The sequence below is a fragment of the Cupriavidus sp. OTU4054 genome (genome assembly GCF_038440175.1).
In the GTDB taxonomy this organism is placed as follows: domain Bacteria; phylum Pseudomonadota; class Gammaproteobacteria; order Burkholderiales; family Burkholderiaceae; genus Cupriavidus; species Cupriavidus pauculus_D.
In genome coordinates this window covers 1-15,468 of record NZ_JASATF010000045.1, presented here as the reverse complement: position 1 = coordinate 15,468, position 15,468 = coordinate 1, and the positions used below count along the sequence as shown (strand labels likewise).

Sequence of the window (15,468 nt, the reverse complement as noted above, 5' to 3'; positions counted from 1 at the left end):
CCCCGGCAGTATCGCCGATCGCGGCACCCCCGGCGACCGAATGTGCGGGGGGCGCGTCAACATGACGCAGCGTCAGATCTGCGGCAGGAACTTGAAGTAGTGGTCGATCAGCAGTGCCGCGAACAGCAGCGACAGGTACAAAATCGAGAACCGGAACATGCGACGAGCCAGGTCGTCCGAGTAGTTGCGGAACAGCTTCCAGGCGTAGCCGAGGAAGATCAGACCCAGCACGAGCGCGGCCGCGAGGTAGATATAGCCGCACATACCGTAGACGAACGGCAGCAGCGTGGCCGCGATCATCGTGAGCGTGTACAGCAGGATATGGAGCAGCGTGTAGCGCTCGCCGTGCGTGATCGGCAGCATCGGCAGGCCCGACTTGGCATAGTCGGCGCGGCGGTACAGCGCCAGCGCCCAGAAATGAGGCGGCGTCCACGTGAAGATGATCAGCACGAGAAACCACGCCTCGGCCGGCACGGTGCCCGCCACGGCGGCCCAGCCCAGCGCGGGCGGCATGGCGCCCGACAGGCCGCCGATCACGATGTTCTGCGGCGTGGCCGGCTTGAGCAGGATCGTGTAGACCACCGCATAGCCCAGGAACGTCGCGAACGTGAGCCACATCGTCAGGTCGTTGGCGAACACGTGCAGGAGCCACATGCCCGCCCCGCCGAGGATCGCGGAGAAGATCAGCGTCTGGATCGTCGTGATCTCGCCGGTGGCCGACGGGCGCCACGCCGTGCGGCGCATCAGCGCGTCGATCTTCTGCTCGACGAGGCAGTTGATGGCGAACGCCGCGCCCGCCAGCAGCCAGATGCCCGCGGCGCCGCCGATCAGGACGGACCAGGGCACCATGCCCGGCGTGGCCAGGAACATGCCGATCACGGCGCAGAACACCGCGAGCTGGGTCACGCGCGGCTTGGTCAGCGCGGCGTATTGACGGGCCAGGTGTCGGAAATGACGTAACCGGCCCACGGAAGAATGGGGATGGGTAGCTGTAACCACGGGGGGAAACTTGTCCTTCATGTGGCGCGCGCGGCAACGGATGGTTGGGCGGCGGCACCAGCGGTTCGGGTCGCGAGGCCGATATTGTAGTTGAGACGGAGCAACAGTATCAGGAGCAGGGCTGCTCCGCCGTTGTGGGCGACCGCGGCGATCAGCGGCCAGTCGAACACGATGTTCGACAAACCGGTGGCCAGTTGCAGCGCCAGCACCGCCAGCAGCCATGTCGCGTGGCGGCCCAGTCCCTCGAGCCGGCGCGCGCGCAGCGCGAACCAGGCGAGGTAGCCGAGCACCACGAATGCAAAGCCGCGATGCACCCAGTGGATGGCCACGAGCGCGCTATGCGGAATGTAGTTGCCGTCGGCGGTCATGCCGAGCTGGCGCCAGAGCGTGAAGCCGTGGCGGAAGTCCATCTCGGGAATCAGCTGCCCGTTGCACAGCGGAAAGTCCGTGCACGCGAGCACCGCGTAGTTCGTGCTGACCCAGCCGCCGAGAAAGATCTGGATCACGAGCAGGCCCAGCGCGATGACGCCGGGCCAGCGCAGTCCGGCCGCCGCGGGCGCCACAGGGTGCGGCGCCTCGTTGCGCGACCCGAGCCAGATCAGCGACGCGAGCAGGCACATCGCCAGCATCAGGTGCGTGACGACGATGATCGGCTGCAGCTTCATCGTGACCGTGAACGCGCCGAACGCCCCCTGCACGCAGACGAGCAGCAGCACGCCCGTGGCGTACCACGGCGACTGCCGCAGCTCCCTGCGCTTGATCCAGGCGAGCACCATCAGCGCGATGATCAGCACGCCGACCCCCATCGCGAAATAGCGATGGATCATCTCGATCCACGCCTTGACGTGCGTGACGGGGCCGCTCGGCATCGCGGTCTGCGCCGCCGCGATCGGCTCCATGGCCGCGTGCGGATTCGAGTGGCCGTAGCAGCCGGGCCAGTCGGGGCAGCCGAGGCCGGAGTCCGTCAGGCGCGTGAAACTGCCGAACATGATCAGGTCCAGCGTCAGGAACGCCGTGATCCAGACCAGCTTGCGATACTTGTCGCGGCTGCCGCGTACGAGCACGTACGAGAGCGGCAGCAGCGCGATGAGAATGCCGATGATGGCGAGTTGAAGCAGCATGCCTGGTCAGCCGATACGCGAATACTTGAGAAGCTTCTTGAGGTCCCCGTTGATCTTCGCGGGATCCGGATCCTTCGGGAAGCGCATCATGAGATTGCCAAGCGGATCGACGAGGAACAGCGTGTCCTCGGGACGCCCGCCCGCCTCGGCCGGCAGCCAGCCGCGCACGGTCGCGGCGTCGATGCGCAGGAAGCGCACGCCCGCATACGGTTCGTTGTAGGCGGCGCCGAGCCGTTCGTCCACCGTGCCGTTGTCCGAGATCAGCCAGACCGGCGTGATGCGCTCGCGATCCTGTCCCTGCCCGGCCCGAATCTGACGGATCATGAACAGCTTTCGCGCACAGGCCTCGTCGCACGCGGAAGGGTCCGTCGTCACGAGCAGCCACTTGCCGCGGAACGCGGACAGCGGCTGCGCCTCGGCGCGCTCGTTGGACACCTGCACGGCCGGCATCGGACGCTGCGGGTCGATGAGCGTGCCGTAGTTGGTCGCGCCGCCGGTGGGCTTGACCACGTAGTACATCAGGTAGGACGCGATGACCGGCGACGCGCACACGAGCAGCAGCGCAAGCATCTGGAGGCGGCCGCGGCGTGTCCGCGCGTCAATCCGGGCGCTCAGGTCGGGCTCCTGCCCGCCGGGCTTGGCATTCGTCTTGGCCGAGGGATCTTGCGGAGACATGGATTCGGTCTGTACGGTCATCTGTTCGTTCGTTGTCAGGCGGCCTGCGGGGCGCGCGCGCGCCGCACACCGAGCACGATTACCAGCGCGAGTGTCAGCGCCGCAATCGCGAACCACTGGAATGCATAGCCGTAATGGCGGTCCGCGCCGAAGCCGGGCGACGTCCACTCGCGCGCGAGGCCGTCGCGCGTATCGGTGGTCTGCTCGATCACCAGCGGCAGCAGCGGCATGCCGATCTCGCGCGCATACTCGCCGAGGTCCACGTTCTGGCGAATCTGCCGGCCCGCCTCGGCGTCGGCCGCCGCGCCGAGCCCATAGACGCGCGGCAGCGAGGCGAGCGCGGTGCCGTTCAGCGTGACATCGCCGGCAGGCGTGTCGAACGGCGCGATGCGCGCGCGGTCCTGCGCGTCGCGCGGCAGCCAGCCGCGCAGCACCAGCACGTTGGCGCCGCTCTCGAGCCGCAGCGGCGTCACCACGAGGAAGCCCGCGCGGCCATCGCTGCCGTGCGGACGGTTGTCGAGCAGCACCGTATGCGCGCGGTCGAAACGCCCACGCGCGCGCACCGTGCGGTCGCCGAGCGCACTGGTCGGAATATCGCCGGCATTGAGGTCCACGGGTCCCTGCGCCGCCAGCGTGGCGAGCCGCTGCGCGCGCGCGGTCTTTTCGTGCCCGCGCTGCAACTGCCAGTTGCCGAGCACGCACGTGACCGCGATAACGGCGGTGGCCGCGATCATCGGCAGCGTACCCGGCGAGCGCCAGATCTTCACTGGCGCCCCTCGGTGCGATAATGCACGCACGTTTCCCGCATGCTCATCCCCGCAGATCGATAAGGACGTCCTCGCCCCGTCATGCGCATCCTCATTGTCCTGGCCTTCATCCTGATCATCGGCAGCCTCGCGTCGGCGCTGTTCTTCATGATGCGCGACCGCGGCCGCACACCCAACATGATGCGATCGCTGATGTTTCGCGTCGGTTTCTCGGTGGCGCTGTTCCTGTTCATCCTGTTTTCGCACTGGATGGGCTGGATCCACAGCACCGGGATTCAGATGAACCCCTAGGCGGTCCCCGGAAGCGATCCCATAAAAGACAAAGCGCCGCAGGGGTGGTTCCGCCTGCGGCGCTTCTGTTTATGTCATCCCGGCCGTAAGGATACTCCGCTCCGGGGTCAGAGCCAGTAGACCACGACGTAGAGGCCCAGCCAGACCACGTCAACGAAGTGCCAGTACCAGGCCGCGCCTTCGAACGCGAAGTGGTGGTCCGGCGTGAAGTGGCCCTTCAGCACACGCCCCAGGATCACCGCCAGCATGATCGCGCCCATGGTCACGTGGAAACCGTGGAAGCCCGTCAGCAGGAAGAACGTGGAGCCGAACACGCCCGACGTGAGCTTAAGGTTCAGCTCGTGATACGCGTGGTAATACTCGTAGCCCTGCAGGCACATGAAGATCGCGCCCAGCAGGATCGTCAGCACGAGGCCCTGGATGACCTGGCTGCGCTTGCCGGCCAGCAGCGCGTGGTGCGCCCACGTCAGCGTGACGCCCGAGGTCAGCAGCAGCGCGGTGTTGATGGTCGGGATCGGCCACGGGCCCATGGTCTGGAACGTCTCGACCACGCCGGCGGGGCCGGTATTCGGCCATACGGCGGCGAAGTCCGGCCAGATGATCTTGTTGTTGAGGTCGCCGAGCCACGGCATCGCGATGGAGCGCGCGTAGAACAGCGCGCCGAAGAACGCCGCGAAGAACATCACCTCGGAGAAGATGAACCAGCTCATCGACCAGCGGAACGACACGTCGATGTTCTTGCCGTACTTGCCCCCCTCCGACTCGCCGATCGCATCGGCAAACCATGCGCGCAGCACGAACAGGAACCACACGAGTCCCACGGCGACGACGTACGGGCCCCAGGGTTGTCCGTTGACCCAGCCGGCGGCGCCACCGCCCACCAGCAGCAGCCCGAAGGCCGCCGTGATCGGATGGCGCGACGGGCCCGGTACGAAGTAGTACGGAGCGTTTGCGCGGTTCGCACTCATTCTTCTATCTCCAGCTCAGAGTCTCTGATTCAATGGTTTTTATTGTGATGCCGTGTGTGCTGCCATCTCGTGCTGCTGCCCTACCCTGTTGCCTGTCCCACCACGGTGCGCACGATCACGATGAGCACACCGACGAATACCGCCGCGGCAATCAGTCCCGCGATGATCACGTGGACCGGATTGAGCCGGGCCATGTCCGACTCGTGCTCCGAACCCTTGCGCAACCCGACGAACGACCACAATACGGCCCGCATCGTCTGCAGGAACGAAGCCTTGCGGTGCGTGGCCTCCTTCAGGTCATCCATCGTCGTTTGCCTCGTTCCTCAGCTGCCGTGCGCGGCTGCGTCGATCTGTCCCTGCGGGGCCTGCGCGACCGGCGCGCCCACCTCGAAGAACGTGTACGACAGCGTGATGTTCTTCACATCCTTCGGCAGCTTCGGATCGATCACGAACACCACCGGCATCTGCCGCGCTTCATTCGCCTTGAGCGTCTGCTGCTTGAAGCAGAAGCACTCGATCTTCTTGAAGTACTCGGTGGCCTGCTTCGGCGCGTAGCTCGGAATCGCCTGCGCGGCGATATCGCGCGACTGCCCGTTGGCCACCTCGTACACGATCGTCGCCATCTCGCCCGGGTGCACTTCCATCGTGTTCTTCACCGGACGGAACGCGAACGGCCCGCGCGCGTTGGAATCGAACTCGACGGTGATCGTGCGGCTGGTATCGACCTGCGAGTTCTTCACCGATCCGCCATAGAGTTCCCGCGTGGTCACCACGTTGATGCCGGTGACCTCGCAGATCTTCTTGTACAGCGGCACCAGCGCGTAGCCGAAGCCGAACATCACGCCGACGACCACGAGCAACCGGCCCAGCATGCCGCGGTTGAAACGCTTCTCGTCTGCCCTCTCGTCTGCCTTGCCGCTCATCTACCGCTCCCGCACGAACTCCTCAGCCGCCAAAAAACTTCATCTTGGCGAAGAAGCCCAGAAAGAACACCACCACCACGGACAGCAGGATCCAGCCGAGCCGCCGGTTGGCGGCACGCTGCTGCGCCTTGCGATCGTCCATGACGTTCACTTGACCAGCGGCGGTTCTTCGAACGTATGGAACGGCGCCGGCGACGGCACGGTCCACTCGAGGCCTTCCGCGCCTTCCCACGGCTTGTCCGCCGCCTTCTCGCCGCCGCGGTACGACGGCAGCACCACGAAGAAGAAGAAGTACACCTGCATCAGGCCGAAGCCGAGCGCGCCGATCGATGCCACCGCGTTGAAGTCCGCGAACTGGGTCGGATAGTCGGCATAGCGACGCGGCATGCCGGCGAGACCCAGGAAGTGCATCGGGAAGAAGGTCACGTTGAAGAAGATCAGCGAGCCCCAGAAGTGGATCTGGCCGCGCGTCTCGTTGTACATGAAGCCGCTCCACTTCGGGCCCCAGTAGTAGAAGCCCGAGAACAGCGCGAACAGCGAGCCCGCCACCAGCACGTAGTGGAAGTGCGCGACGATGAAGTACGTGTCCTGCAGCTGGATGTCGATCGGTGCCACCGCGGGCATCAGGCCCGTGAAGCCGCCGATCGTGAACACGAAGATAAAGCCGATGGCGAACAGCATCGGCGTCTCGAACGTCATCGAGCCGCGCCACATCGTGGCGATCCAGTTGAAGATCTTCACGGCCGTCGGCACCGCGATCAGCATCGTCGCGTACATGAAGAACAGCTGGCCCGTCACCGGCATGCCCGTCGTGAACATGTGGTGCGCCCACACGATGAACGACAGGATCGCGATCGATGCGGTCGCGTAGACCATCGAGCTGTAGCCGAACAGGCGCTTGCGCGCGAACGCCGGCACCACCTGCGAGATGATCCCGAACGCGGGCAGGATCATGATGTACACCTCGGGGTGACCGAAGAACCAGAAGATATGCTGGTACATCACCGGGTCACCGCCGCCGGCGGCCGAGAAGAAGCTCGTGCCGAAGTGGCGGTCGGTCAGCACCATCGTGATCGCGCCGGCCAGCACGGGCATCACCGCGATCAGCAGGTACGCGGTAATCAGCCACGTCCAGCAGAACATCGGCATCTTCATCAGCGTCATCCCCGGGGCGCGCATGTTGAGGATGGTCACGATGATGTTGATCGAGCCCATGATCGACGAGGCGCCCATGATGTGCATGGCGAAAATGGCCATGTCCATGCCCGGACCCATCTGCACCGACAGCGGCGCGTACAGCGTCCAGCCCGCGGCCGTGGCGCCGCCCGGCACGAAGAACGAGCCGGCCAGCAGCAGCGCGGCCGGCGGCATCAGCCAGAAGCTGAAGTTGTTCATGCGCGCGAACGCCATGTCCGAGGCGCCGATCTGCAGCGGGATCATCCAGTTCGCGAAGCCGACGAACGCCGGCATGATCGCGCCGAACACCATGATCAGGCCGTGCATCGTCGTGAACTGGTTGAACAGTTCGGGACGGAAGAACTGCAGGCCCGGCTCGAACAGCTCGAGGCGGATGAACAGCGCCAGCAGGCCGCCCGACAGCAGCATGGTGAACGAGAACAGCAGGTACAGCGTACCGATGTCCTTGTGGTTGGTGGCGAACAGCCAGCGCCGCCAGCCATGCGGATGATCGTGGGCGTGATCGTCGTGACCATGGCCGTGGTCATGGTCGTGCGCATGATCGTGCGCGTGATCATGGGCAGGTTGATGCGGATGACCCAGCGTCTCCGGGGTTGCGGTACTCATCGCGATGACTCCTGAATTCCAGAATGCGGACGTGCGCGGGTCAGCCGGCGACGCGGTTGCCCGCGACGCTGGCCTGCTTGTCTTGGGTGCCGGCGTTGTTCGCCGGTGCCTGCGCCTTGGGCGCGGCTTCGCCACCGGCGGCCTGGGCTGCGCCCCCGCCTTCCGGGAACTTGCCCGCGCGCGCGTTCACAAAGTCGGCCGGCTGGATGACTTCACCGGTCTTGTTGCTCCAGCTGTTGCGCGTGAACGTCATCACGGCCGCCAGCTCGGTATCGGAAAGCTGCTTCCACGACGGCATGCCGCCCTTGCCTTCCAGCAGGATATGCATCTGGCCGGCCTTCGGGCCGTTGACGACCTTGGAGCCGTCGAGTGCCGGGAATGCGCCGCCGCCCTTGCCGTTCGGCTGGTGGCAGACCGCGCAGTTCGACACGTAGACCTTCTCGCCGCGCACCTTCAGCTCGTCGAGCGTCCACGTCTTGTTGGGATCGTCGGCCGCCGCGGCCAGCGCCTTCTTCCGCTCGTCGACCCACTTCGTGTAGTCGGCGTCGGACACCACGCGCACCACGATCGGCATGAACGCGTGCTCCTTGCCGCAGAGCTCCGCGCACTGGCCGCGGTACACACCCGTCTTCTCGGCGCGGAACCACGTGTCGCGCACGAAGCCGGGAATCGCATCCTGCTTCACGCCGAAGGCGGGAATCATCCATGCGTGGATCACGTCGTTGGCGGTCGTGACGATGCGGATCTTCTTGTTCACCGGCACCACGAGCTCGTTGTCCACCTCCATCAGGTAGGTGTTCGACTTCGGCTGCTCGTTGTTGATCTGCTCGCGCGGCGTGGTCAGCGTGGACACGAACGAGATGCCTTCGCCCTCGCCCTTGAGGTAGTCGTACCCCCACTTCCACTGGTAACCGGTGGCCTTGATCGTGATGTCGGAGTTCGTCGTGTCCTTCATCGCGACCACGGTCTTCGTGGCGGGCAGCGCCATCGCGATCACGATCAGGAACGGCACGATGGTCCAGACGACCTCGACGGTAATGCTCTCGTGGAACGACGCCGACTTGGCGCCCTTGGACTTCCGGTGCTTGAAGATGGAATAGAACATCACGCCGAACACGGCGACGAATATCACCGTGCAGATGATGAGCATCATCCAGTTCAGCCAGTGAATCTGTTCGGCGATCTTTGTAACGGGTTCGGCCAGGTTCAGCTGACGCACGGCGGGACCGCCCGGCATGTCACTGACCGCGGAGGCGGCCTGGCTGGCAAACAGGGACACGCCTGCCAGACATGCTGCGGATGCCTTCTTCCACATTTTCATTTGTTATCTACCTAATTTACAGATTCAAATCTGTCCCCGCTTCCACCCGGCGGCGCTTCGTTCAGAAGCGATGCAGGGCCGCAACGAGTTCCTGCGCGAACTTGCGACGCCGATACGGGTCCAGATGCGACCCCACCCGTACGACATGCTTGCCCGACCGCAGGACCACGAGCGCCCGGAACGATTCACCCAGTTCTACCCGCACCCATCGCGGGTTGAATTCTTCCCGCGTCACCCGGCTGGCGCTGGCTGTCTCCACGACCAGCATGCCGTCGGTCAAACTGACGCGTTCATAATCCGTCGCATGCCGCGCGTGCGCCAGCAGGGCAATCCCCAGCCCCAGCAGCTCCAGCCCGGCGAACGGCAGCACGAGCCAAGTCCCTTGCCATGCGAAAAACAGCGCGATGGCAGTCGATAGACATGCGATGGAGAAGTAGAACCAGCCGACCTGGCGAGGGGAAAGCGAGCAATTCCGCTTCATCAGCCAGTCGTCGCTCGGCATAGGAGGGCGTCCGTCGAGATTTCCGCCGGAGTTACCCACTGCCGTCTGGAATGCGATACCCAAGTCTTGCATCGCCAACCGCTCCGCATCGGATGCACGCCCGGGACAATAGCGCTCCACGGAAAGCACGTGCGCAACTGGAATGCGGCCTTTGCGCGATGATGCCTACGCCTGCCGGTACCGGATCCGATCGGGATGCGTATGACCGTGGAACGGTACGGCCATACGGTACTCCCGTACAAGATCCGTACATCGTACGGAGGCGTAGCGTGCTAAACCCCGAGGGGCGAGATAGTGCCAGGGGACCACTGCGACAAACTGGCGCATTATATGGCGCTTCGCATACTCAAACAAGCGCGGACTTGCCCGCAGGGCTTGCATCGGCCAAGTTTTTGTGCATGGCACAACCCGCGCGATAGTCAACACAATCGTCGTTCGCGCGGCGTCCGCCGCTGTGCCGGGCAAGCGTGTCGCGACAATCTGTCGCAGGCAATCCTGTGGGAATCAGCGGCGCGGGCGGGCGCGGCCAATCTTGTCCACCGGCACGACCGCGCGCCCCTGATCGTCGGTCGCCTGCCGCTCGCGCGGCGCCAGCTTCCACGCATGGCCGTAGACAATCTCGAACGTGAGCGGAATCACGCCGTCGGCGTTGCGGCGCCGCTCGAGCGCGTCGAGCACCGCGCGATACCAGCGCCGGCCGCGCAGGCCACCCGGTCCGGGCCGCCGCATCCCGCCGAATGCGCGTACCTCGCGCAGCAGGGTGTCCGGCGATTCGTAGGTGACCGTCAGCGTCTCCATGTCCATGACCGGCGTGGACCAGCCGCCGTGGACCAGCATATCCCCGATATCGTGCATATCGACGAAGCGCAGCGTGTGCGCATCGAGGTCGACGTCGGCAAACGCATCGCGCACCTCGCGCAGCGTGTCCGGGCCGAATAGCGAGAACAGCACGAGCCCGTCGTCGCGCGTGACGCGGTGCCACTCCGGAAACACCTGATGCGGCTCCGGATGCCAGTGCAGCGCGAGGTTCGACCACAGCAGGTCGAAGCTGGCGGCCTCGAAAGGCAGTGTGGCAAGATCGCCCTGCACCAGGTCGAACACGGGCCGCTTGCCGAGCATGCGGCCGAGCCAGCCCGGCTGGCGCTGCGGATCGCGCTGCACGGCCTCGCGCAGCATGGCGCCGGATACGTCGAGGCCGGCGATCTGTGCATCGGGAAACCGCGCGCGGAGCGCGGCGAGTCCCTGCCCGTGGCCGCAGCCGAGGTCGAGCGCGCGGCGCGGGGCCAGCCGGATCACTTCCATGCGCTCCTGCATGCGGCGGCCGATCTCGCCGAGCAGGAAGTCGAGCTGCCCGAAGCCGGCGCTGCGTCGGTCGAAGGCGAGACGGGTCAGCCGCGTGGGCGGCAGCCAGGCATCGGGGGTGGCGGAATGCGAGGACACGAGGGATTCGATAAGAAGGATGGCGAACGGCGGGACGGCGTGCAAACCGGGGCTGCCCGGCCGCCGCACGTGGATCGGCCGGAAATGACCCGGCCGCAAGTATACGCGCCCTCCCCCACCCGCGCAGGGCGGGCCCGGGCGCTCGCCCCGCGTGTCTATCATGGCCTCGACCGCCTGTGGCGCGCGCTGCTGCCCTCCGCGTGTGCATTGTGCGGGCGGTTGCAGGCCGAGGCGGTCTGTCCGGCCTGCATGGCGGAATATCTGACGCCCACACCGCGCTGCCCCGTCTGCGCGCTGCGGCAATCGCGCGGCCGCAGGTGCCTGCCGTGCCGGGCGGACCCGCCGCCGATCGATGCCGCGCTGACGCTCGGCGACTACGCCGCGCCGCTGGACCAGCTCGTGCTGGCCCTCAAGCGCGGTGCGGCGCTGCCTCATGCGCGCTGGTTCGCGGAGGCGCTCGCCGCACGCATCGCCGCGTCCCCGCTGCCGCGGCCGGACCTGCTCGTGGCCGTGCCGCTGACGCGCGCGCGTCTGGCGGCGCGCGGCTTCAATCAGGCATGGGAGATCGCGCGGCCGCTTGGGCGACGGCTCGGCATTCCGGTCGATGCCACACTGCTCGCGCGCCGTGGCGATGCCGCCATGCAGCACTTGCTGAACCTCAACGACCGGCTGGCCAACGTCCAGGGCGCGTTCACGGTCACCCGTCCCGCCGCGGTCTCGGGCCGGCACGTCGGCGTCGTCGATGACGTCATGACGACCGGCGCCACGCTGCGCGAGGCCGCTTACGTGCTCAAGGCCCATGGCGCCGCGCGCGTGACCGTGTTCCCCGCGCTGCGCACGCCATGATTGCCGCCCGCCGCCGCAGGCGTTAAGCTGCGCAGCGCTTACGTCCCCCTCACCGTTCCCCCGCATGTTCAACGTCGTCCTCGTCGAGCCCGAGATTCCTCCCAACACCGGCAACGTCATCCGGCTGTGCGCGAACACGGGTGCACAGCTGCATCTGGTGAAGCCGCTCGGTTTTCCGCTCGAGGATGCGCGCATGCGCCGCGCGGGACTCGACTATCACGAGTACGCCAATATGCGTGTGCACGAGAGCTGGGACGCGTTGATGGATGCCGAGACGCCCGATGTCGAGCGCATGTTCGCGCTGACCACGCATGGCTCGACGCCGTTCGGCGAGGTGACCTTCCAGCCGGGCGACTGGTTCGTGTTCGGTTCCGAGACACGCGGCCTCGCACCCGAGCGGCGCGAATGGTTTCCGACATCGCGGCGCATTCGCCTGCCGATGCGCCCCAACAATCGCAGCCTCAACCTGTCGAACACCGTCGCGGTGGTCGTGTTCGAGGCATGGCGCCAGAACGGATTCGCGGGCGGCGCCTGAGCGTCCCTGACCGCCCCTGAGCGGCCGCTATTCCGGCTGCACGTGCGCCACGCGGATGACCTTGTCCCAGCGCACCTTCTCGCTCGCCATGGTCTGGCGCAGCGACGCCGGCGCGGTGCCGGCCGGCGCGAAATACTGCGCGCGCATTTTCTCGCGCACGTCTTCCCTGCCGATGATGGCCACGAGCTCGCGATAGAGCCGATCGACGATCGGCGCCGGCGTGCCCGCGGGCGCGAGCACGGCCTGCCACGAGATGGCCTCGAAACCCGGGTAGCCGGACTCCGCCACCGTGGGCACCGACGGCAACAGCGACGAGCGGCCCGTGGTCGTGACCGCGAGCATCTGCAGCTTGCCCGACTGCACGAGCGGCATCGCGATCGCGGGGACCATGAAACCCGCCTGGACCTGCCCGCCGACGATGGCCGTCGTCACCTGCGGAAAGCCCGGATACGGTATGTGCTGCAGATCGATGCCCGCCATCGCCTTCAACTGCTCCATCGCCAGATGGGCGGCGCTGCCGTTGCCGACCGAACCGTAGTTGAGCGCGCCCGGCTTCGACCGGGCAAGCGCGACGAAGTCCTGCAGCGTGCGAACGGGCAGGCGCGCATCGACGACCAGCACGTTCGGTGACGTGGCCACGAGCGTCACGGGCGCAAGCTGCCGCACGGGGTCGTAGTTGAGATTGCGCCAGAGCGTGGGCGCGGTCACGAGCGGACCGTTGATCGTGAACAGCAGCGTGTAGCCATCGGGCGTGGCGCGCGCGACCATCCCGGTACCGATATTGCCGCCGGCGCCCGGATGGTTCTCGATCACGACCGGTTGGCCGAGCACCGCGGCCAGCCGCTCGGTCAGCAGGCGCGCGATGAGGTCCGGCGACGAGCCGGCCGGAAACGGCACGATCATGCGAATGGGCCGCGCGGGCCAGTCCTGCGCGAGCGCTGCGCGTACGCGGGCCAGCGCGGACAGGCCCAGCGCGGAAGGAAGAAGCACGCCAAGCGCGCGGCGACGACGATTCATTTCGGTGTGGTGTTCAAGGGCGAGAGTCCGGAGTGCTCCGCGCACAGCTTAGTGCCAAACCTGCCCCCAGGGTTTCGACATCGGCTAACCGTGCCGTGGGCTTGTGTGCGAAGCGGGCGTTAGTGCAACACGCTCACTCCAGCGGCGACTCGTCCCGCGCATCGCGCTGCAGCAGTTGCGCCACCGCATCGGCCACGCCCAGCCCGTCGAACAGCACCGCGCAGACCGCGCGCGTAATCGGCATATCGACGCCATGCTTCGCGGCCAGCGCGGCCACGGCCTGCGCGCAGCGCACCCCTTCCGCAACGTGTCCGAGATCGGCGAGGATCTGCGCAAGCGTCTTGCCCGACGCGAGCTGCTGCCCCACCTTGCGATTGCGCGACAGATCGCCCGTCGCGGTCAGGATCAGATCGCCCACGCCGGCCAGGCCCATGAACGTATCGAGGCGTCCGCCGAGCGCGATACCAAGGCGCGTCATCTCGGCAAGCCCGCGCGTGACGAGGGCCGCGCGGGCATTGAGCCCGAGCCCGAGGCCATCGCTGGCACCGGTGGCGATCGCCAGCACGTTCTTGACGGCACCGCCCACCTCGACGCCGATCAGGTCGTCGCTGCGGTAGATACGCATGGCGCGGTGATGGAACGCGGCCTGCGCGCGCTCGCCGAGCACCGGCGATGTGCCGGCCACGGTCAGCGCGCACGGCAGGCCCTGCGCGACTTCGCGCGCGAAGCTCGGTCCCGTGAGCACACCATATTCGAGCGTGGCGGCGCCCGCGATCGCATCGCGTTCCTCGCGCACCATCTGATGCGGCATCGCATGCGTCTCGGCCTCGAAGCCCTTGCACAGCCACAGCATCGGCACGGCGGCCGTGAACGACGCGATGCGGCGCGTGGTCTCGCGCAGGCCCGAAACGGGCGTGGCCACGACGATCAGCCCGTCGGGATCCGCCGACGCGTGCGCCACGGCGCGCGCGAAGTCGGGTTCGTAGACGAGCTGGGGAGATAGCGGGATGCCGGGCAGATAGCCAGCGTTGATGCCGGTCGCGGCCATGGCCGCGAGCTGGCCGGCATCGCGGCCCCACAGCACGACGTCGTGCGTGGCGGCCGCGTGGCTTGCAAGCGCGGTGCCCCATGCGCCAGCGCCAAGGATCGTGAGTTTCATGATGTCATTGACGCTGGAACAGAGCAGACCCTCTCCGTTGCGGAGAGGGTTCGGCGCATCAGTGGCGCGCCTGGCTGCCGTCGGGCATGACGATGCCCGAATTGCCTTCGCCGCCCTGCTGGCCGGCCTCGGCCATCGCGGCCTGCAGGCGCTGCTCGTACAGGGCCTGGAAGTTGATTTCCGACAGGTGGATGGCCTGGAAGCCCGCACGCGTGATCACGTCGGCGATGTTGCCGCGCAGGTACGGGTACAGGATCGTCGGGCAGGCGATGCCGAGCAGCGGGTCGAGCTGTTCCACGGGCACATTGCGGATATCGAAGATACCGGCCTGATGCGCTTCCACGAGGAACGCCACCTTGTCCTGGACCTTGGTCGTCACGGTACCGGTCACGACCACTTCGAAGATGCCTTCCTGCAGCTGGGCCGCGGCCACGTTGACCTGCACCTCGACGGCCGGCGCTTCCGACTCGAGGAAGATCTGCGGCGAGTTCGGCTGCTCGAGCGACATGTCCTTCAGGTACACGCGCTGGATGTTGAAGAAGGGCTGGTCGTCCTGCTGGGTAGCTTGTTGCTGGTCGCTCATGAGAGGCTTCCGGATTGACTAAGAAGGGTGTCCGCACACGCGCTCGCGCGGGTAGGTCCCGGTTGGAAAGCGCATATGGTACATGACGCGGGTGGCGAATTCACCCGGAAGCAGAGGAATCAGAGATTCGCGACGTGCCGCGGCGGGCAAGTCGCGAAAGTGTGACGCAAGCGTGCGAATCAGGCCGCGAGCAGCGGCACGAGGCCACCCTGGCGGTCGAGTGCGGAGAGGTCGTCGAAACCGCCCACATGACGCTCGTCGATATAAATCTGCGGCACGGTACGGCGGCCGGTGCGCGTCATCATTTCCTCGCGCTTGCCCGCCTCGCGGTCGATCATGATCTTCTCGATCGTCTCCACGCCCCGCTGGCGCAGAAGGCGCTCGGCCATCTGGCAATACGGGCAAACCACCGTGCTGTACATGACGACGCGGGCCATGCGAAATCTCCTTGTCCTGAAATGCGGCGGGGGGGGGGGGCGGCGGGGGACCCCCCCCCGCCCCCGGGAAAAAAAAAAACC

The 15,468-nt window shown here is 66.5% G+C and carries 19 protein-coding genes; 3 read left to right on the top strand and 16 right to left on the bottom strand.

All coding sequences use genetic code 11. The annotated features are described in order from the left end of the window. Positions 1 to 72: 72 nt before the first annotated feature. The 4 genes from cyoE to AAHB16_RS31055 are packed head-to-tail and all read right to left on the bottom strand — an operon-like array spanning position 73 to position 3,562. A complete protein-coding gene (gene cyoE, locus AAHB16_RS31070) occupies positions 73 to 1,020 on the bottom strand; it encodes a heme o synthase (protein WP_150372917.1) in 948 nt (315 codons plus the stop codon). Further along, positions 1,017 to 2,120: a COX15/CtaA family protein gene (locus AAHB16_RS31065; protein ID WP_150372918.1), complete on the bottom strand. Its 1,104-nt coding sequence runs from the start codon at positions 2,118 to 2,120 to the stop codon at positions 1,017 to 1,019. The genes cyoE and AAHB16_RS31065 overlap by 4 nt, the downstream gene beginning before the upstream one ends. Before the next feature lie 6 nt (positions 2,121 to 2,126). Further along, a complete protein-coding gene (locus tag AAHB16_RS31060; RefSeq protein ID WP_223851327.1) occupies positions 2,127 to 2,795 on the bottom strand; it encodes an SCO family protein in 669 nt (222 codons plus the stop codon). Positions 2,796 to 2,830: 35 nt separating this feature from the next. After that, positions 2,831 to 3,562 (bottom strand): SURF1 family protein, encoded by a 732-nt coding sequence (locus AAHB16_RS31055; protein WP_446718152.1) that lies wholly within the window; start codon positions 3,560 to 3,562, stop codon positions 2,831 to 2,833. Positions 3,563 to 3,643: 81 nt separating this feature from the next. Between AAHB16_RS31055 and AAHB16_RS31050 the strand changes: the two genes are divergently transcribed. Beyond that, the gene (locus tag AAHB16_RS31050; protein ID WP_150372920.1) at positions 3,644 to 3,853 is read left to right on the top strand and encodes a twin transmembrane helix small protein; all 210 of its coding nucleotides are present in this window, start codon (positions 3,644 to 3,646) and stop codon (positions 3,851 to 3,853) included. A gap of 107 nt (positions 3,854 to 3,960) precedes the next feature. Here AAHB16_RS31050 and AAHB16_RS31045 read toward each other — a convergent pair whose 3' ends face one another. The 8 genes from AAHB16_RS31045 to AAHB16_RS31010 form a co-directional block, all read right to left on the bottom strand. Then, positions 3,961 to 4,821, bottom strand: a complete 861-nt coding sequence (locus tag AAHB16_RS31045) for a cytochrome c oxidase subunit 3 (protein ID WP_150372921.1) — start codon at positions 4,819 to 4,821, stop codon at positions 3,961 to 3,963. A gap of 80 nt (positions 4,822 to 4,901) precedes the next feature. Continuing rightward, positions 4,902 to 5,126, bottom strand: a complete 225-nt coding sequence (locus AAHB16_RS31040) for a DUF2970 domain-containing protein (protein ID WP_150372922.1) — start codon at positions 5,124 to 5,126, stop codon at positions 4,902 to 4,904. An 18-nt stretch (positions 5,127 to 5,144) separates the two neighbouring features. Further along, positions 5,145 to 5,744 (bottom strand): cytochrome c oxidase assembly protein, encoded by a 600-nt coding sequence (locus AAHB16_RS31035; protein ID WP_150372923.1) that lies wholly within the window; start codon positions 5,742 to 5,744, stop codon positions 5,145 to 5,147. A 22-nt stretch (positions 5,745 to 5,766) separates the two neighbouring features. Beyond that, positions 5,767 to 5,886: a cytochrome oxidase small assembly protein gene (locus AAHB16_RS31030; RefSeq protein ID WP_223851328.1), complete on the bottom strand. Its 120-nt coding sequence runs from the start codon at positions 5,884 to 5,886 to the stop codon at positions 5,767 to 5,769. 5 nt (positions 5,887 to 5,891) lie between these two features. Beyond that, the gene (ctaD, locus tag AAHB16_RS31025; RefSeq protein ID WP_150372924.1) at positions 5,892 to 7,547 is read right to left on the bottom strand and encodes a cytochrome c oxidase subunit I; all 1,656 of its coding nucleotides are present in this window, start codon (positions 7,545 to 7,547) and stop codon (positions 5,892 to 5,894) included. A 40-nt stretch (positions 7,548 to 7,587) separates the two neighbouring features. Further along, a complete protein-coding gene (gene coxB / locus AAHB16_RS31020; RefSeq protein ID WP_150372925.1) occupies positions 7,588 to 8,868 on the bottom strand; it encodes a cytochrome c oxidase subunit II in 1,281 nt (426 codons plus the stop codon). Positions 8,869 to 8,929: 61 nt separating this feature from the next. Next, a complete protein-coding gene (locus AAHB16_RS31015; RefSeq protein WP_150372926.1) occupies positions 8,930 to 9,442 on the bottom strand; it encodes a DUF2244 domain-containing protein in 513 nt (170 codons plus the stop codon). A gap of 432 nt (positions 9,443 to 9,874) precedes the next feature. Beyond that, complete coding sequence (locus AAHB16_RS31010; protein WP_342052788.1) at positions 9,875 to 10,810, bottom strand: methyltransferase domain-containing protein; 936 nt, start codon at positions 10,808 to 10,810, stop codon at positions 9,875 to 9,877. 84 nt (positions 10,811 to 10,894) lie between these two features. Between AAHB16_RS31010 and AAHB16_RS31005 the strand changes: the two genes are divergently transcribed. After that, positions 10,895 to 11,656, top strand: a complete 762-nt coding sequence (locus tag AAHB16_RS31005) for a ComF family protein (RefSeq protein WP_150372928.1) — start codon at positions 10,895 to 10,897, stop codon at positions 11,654 to 11,656. 64 nt (positions 11,657 to 11,720) lie between these two features. Further along, positions 11,721 to 12,191, top strand: coding sequence for a tRNA (uridine(34)/cytosine(34)/5-carboxymethylaminomethyluridine(34)-2'-O)-methyltransferase TrmL (gene trmL / locus AAHB16_RS31000; protein WP_150372929.1), 471 nt, complete (start codon positions 11,721 to 11,723; stop codon positions 12,189 to 12,191). A gap of 27 nt (positions 12,192 to 12,218) precedes the next feature. Here trmL and AAHB16_RS30995 read toward each other — a convergent pair whose 3' ends face one another. The 4 genes from AAHB16_RS30995 to grxC form a co-directional block, all read right to left on the bottom strand. Continuing rightward, on the bottom strand, positions 12,219 to 13,208 hold the full coding sequence (locus tag AAHB16_RS30995) for a Bug family tripartite tricarboxylate transporter substrate binding protein (RefSeq protein ID WP_342052787.1): 990 nt from the start codon (positions 13,206 to 13,208) through the stop codon (positions 12,219 to 12,221). Positions 13,209 to 13,341: 133 nt separating this feature from the next. Next, the gene (locus AAHB16_RS30990; protein ID WP_342052786.1) at positions 13,342 to 14,367 is read right to left on the bottom strand and encodes an NAD(P)H-dependent glycerol-3-phosphate dehydrogenase; all 1,026 of its coding nucleotides are present in this window, start codon (positions 14,365 to 14,367) and stop codon (positions 13,342 to 13,344) included. 58 nt (positions 14,368 to 14,425) lie between these two features. Further along, complete coding sequence (gene secB, locus AAHB16_RS30985; protein ID WP_150372932.1) at positions 14,426 to 14,950, bottom strand: protein-export chaperone SecB; 525 nt, start codon at positions 14,948 to 14,950, stop codon at positions 14,426 to 14,428. 179 nt (positions 14,951 to 15,129) lie between these two features. Continuing rightward, positions 15,130 to 15,387 (bottom strand): glutaredoxin 3, encoded by a 258-nt coding sequence (grxC, locus tag AAHB16_RS30980; RefSeq protein WP_150372933.1) that lies wholly within the window; start codon positions 15,385 to 15,387, stop codon positions 15,130 to 15,132. Positions 15,388 to 15,468 lie beyond the last annotated feature (81 nt).

Excerpts from the sequence above, each read along its gene's own strand:
- AAHB16_RS30990 (WP_342052786.1), bottom strand. The coding sequence starts at position 14,367 with ATGAAACTCACGATCCTTGGCGCTGGCGCATGGGGCACCGCGCTTGCA.
- AAHB16_RS31015 (WP_150372926.1), bottom strand. The coding sequence starts at position 9,442 with ATGCAAGACTTGGGTATCGCATTCCAGACGGCAGTGGGTAACTCCGGC.
- cyoE (WP_150372917.1), bottom strand. The coding sequence starts at position 1,020 with ATGAAGGACAAGTTTCCCCCCGTGGTTACAGCTACCCATCCCCATTCT.
- secB (WP_150372932.1), bottom strand. The coding sequence starts at position 14,950 with ATGAGCGACCAGCAACAAGCTACCCAGCAGGACGACCAGCCCTTCTTC.
- AAHB16_RS30995 (WP_342052787.1), bottom strand. The coding sequence starts at position 13,208 with ATGAATCGTCGTCGCCGCGCGCTTGGCGTGCTTCTTCCTTCCGCGCTG.
- AAHB16_RS31060 (WP_223851327.1), bottom strand. The coding sequence starts at position 2,795 with ATGTCTCCGCAAGATCCCTCGGCCAAGACGAATGCCAAGCCCGGCGGG.
- coxB (WP_150372925.1), bottom strand. The coding sequence starts at position 8,868 with ATGAAAATGTGGAAGAAGGCATCCGCAGCATGTCTGGCAGGCGTGTCC.
- AAHB16_RS31005 (WP_150372928.1), top strand. The coding sequence starts at position 10,895 with ATGACCCGGCCGCAAGTATACGCGCCCTCCCCCACCCGCGCAGGGCGG.
- AAHB16_RS31045 (WP_150372921.1), bottom strand. The coding sequence starts at position 4,821 with ATGAGTGCGAACCGCGCAAACGCTCCGTACTACTTCGTACCGGGCCCG.
- AAHB16_RS31035 (WP_150372923.1), bottom strand. The coding sequence starts at position 5,744 with ATGAGCGGCAAGGCAGACGAGAGGGCAGACGAGAAGCGTTTCAACCGC.
- grxC (WP_150372933.1), bottom strand. The coding sequence starts at position 15,387 with ATGGCCCGCGTCGTCATGTACAGCACGGTGGTTTGCCCGTATTGCCAG.
- AAHB16_RS31040 (WP_150372922.1), bottom strand. The coding sequence starts at position 5,126 with ATGGATGACCTGAAGGAGGCCACGCACCGCAAGGCTTCGTTCCTGCAG.
- AAHB16_RS31065 (WP_150372918.1), bottom strand. The coding sequence starts at position 2,120 with ATGCTGCTTCAACTCGCCATCATCGGCATTCTCATCGCGCTGCTGCCG.
- ctaD (WP_150372924.1), bottom strand. The coding sequence starts at position 7,547 with ATGAGTACCGCAACCCCGGAGACGCTGGGTCATCCGCATCAACCTGCC.
- AAHB16_RS31030 (WP_223851328.1), bottom strand. The coding sequence starts at position 5,886 with ATGGACGATCGCAAGGCGCAGCAGCGTGCCGCCAACCGGCGGCTCGGC.
- trmL (WP_150372929.1), top strand. The coding sequence starts at position 11,721 with ATGTTCAACGTCGTCCTCGTCGAGCCCGAGATTCCTCCCAACACCGGC.
- AAHB16_RS31050 (WP_150372920.1), top strand. The coding sequence starts at position 3,644 with ATGCGCATCCTCATTGTCCTGGCCTTCATCCTGATCATCGGCAGCCTC.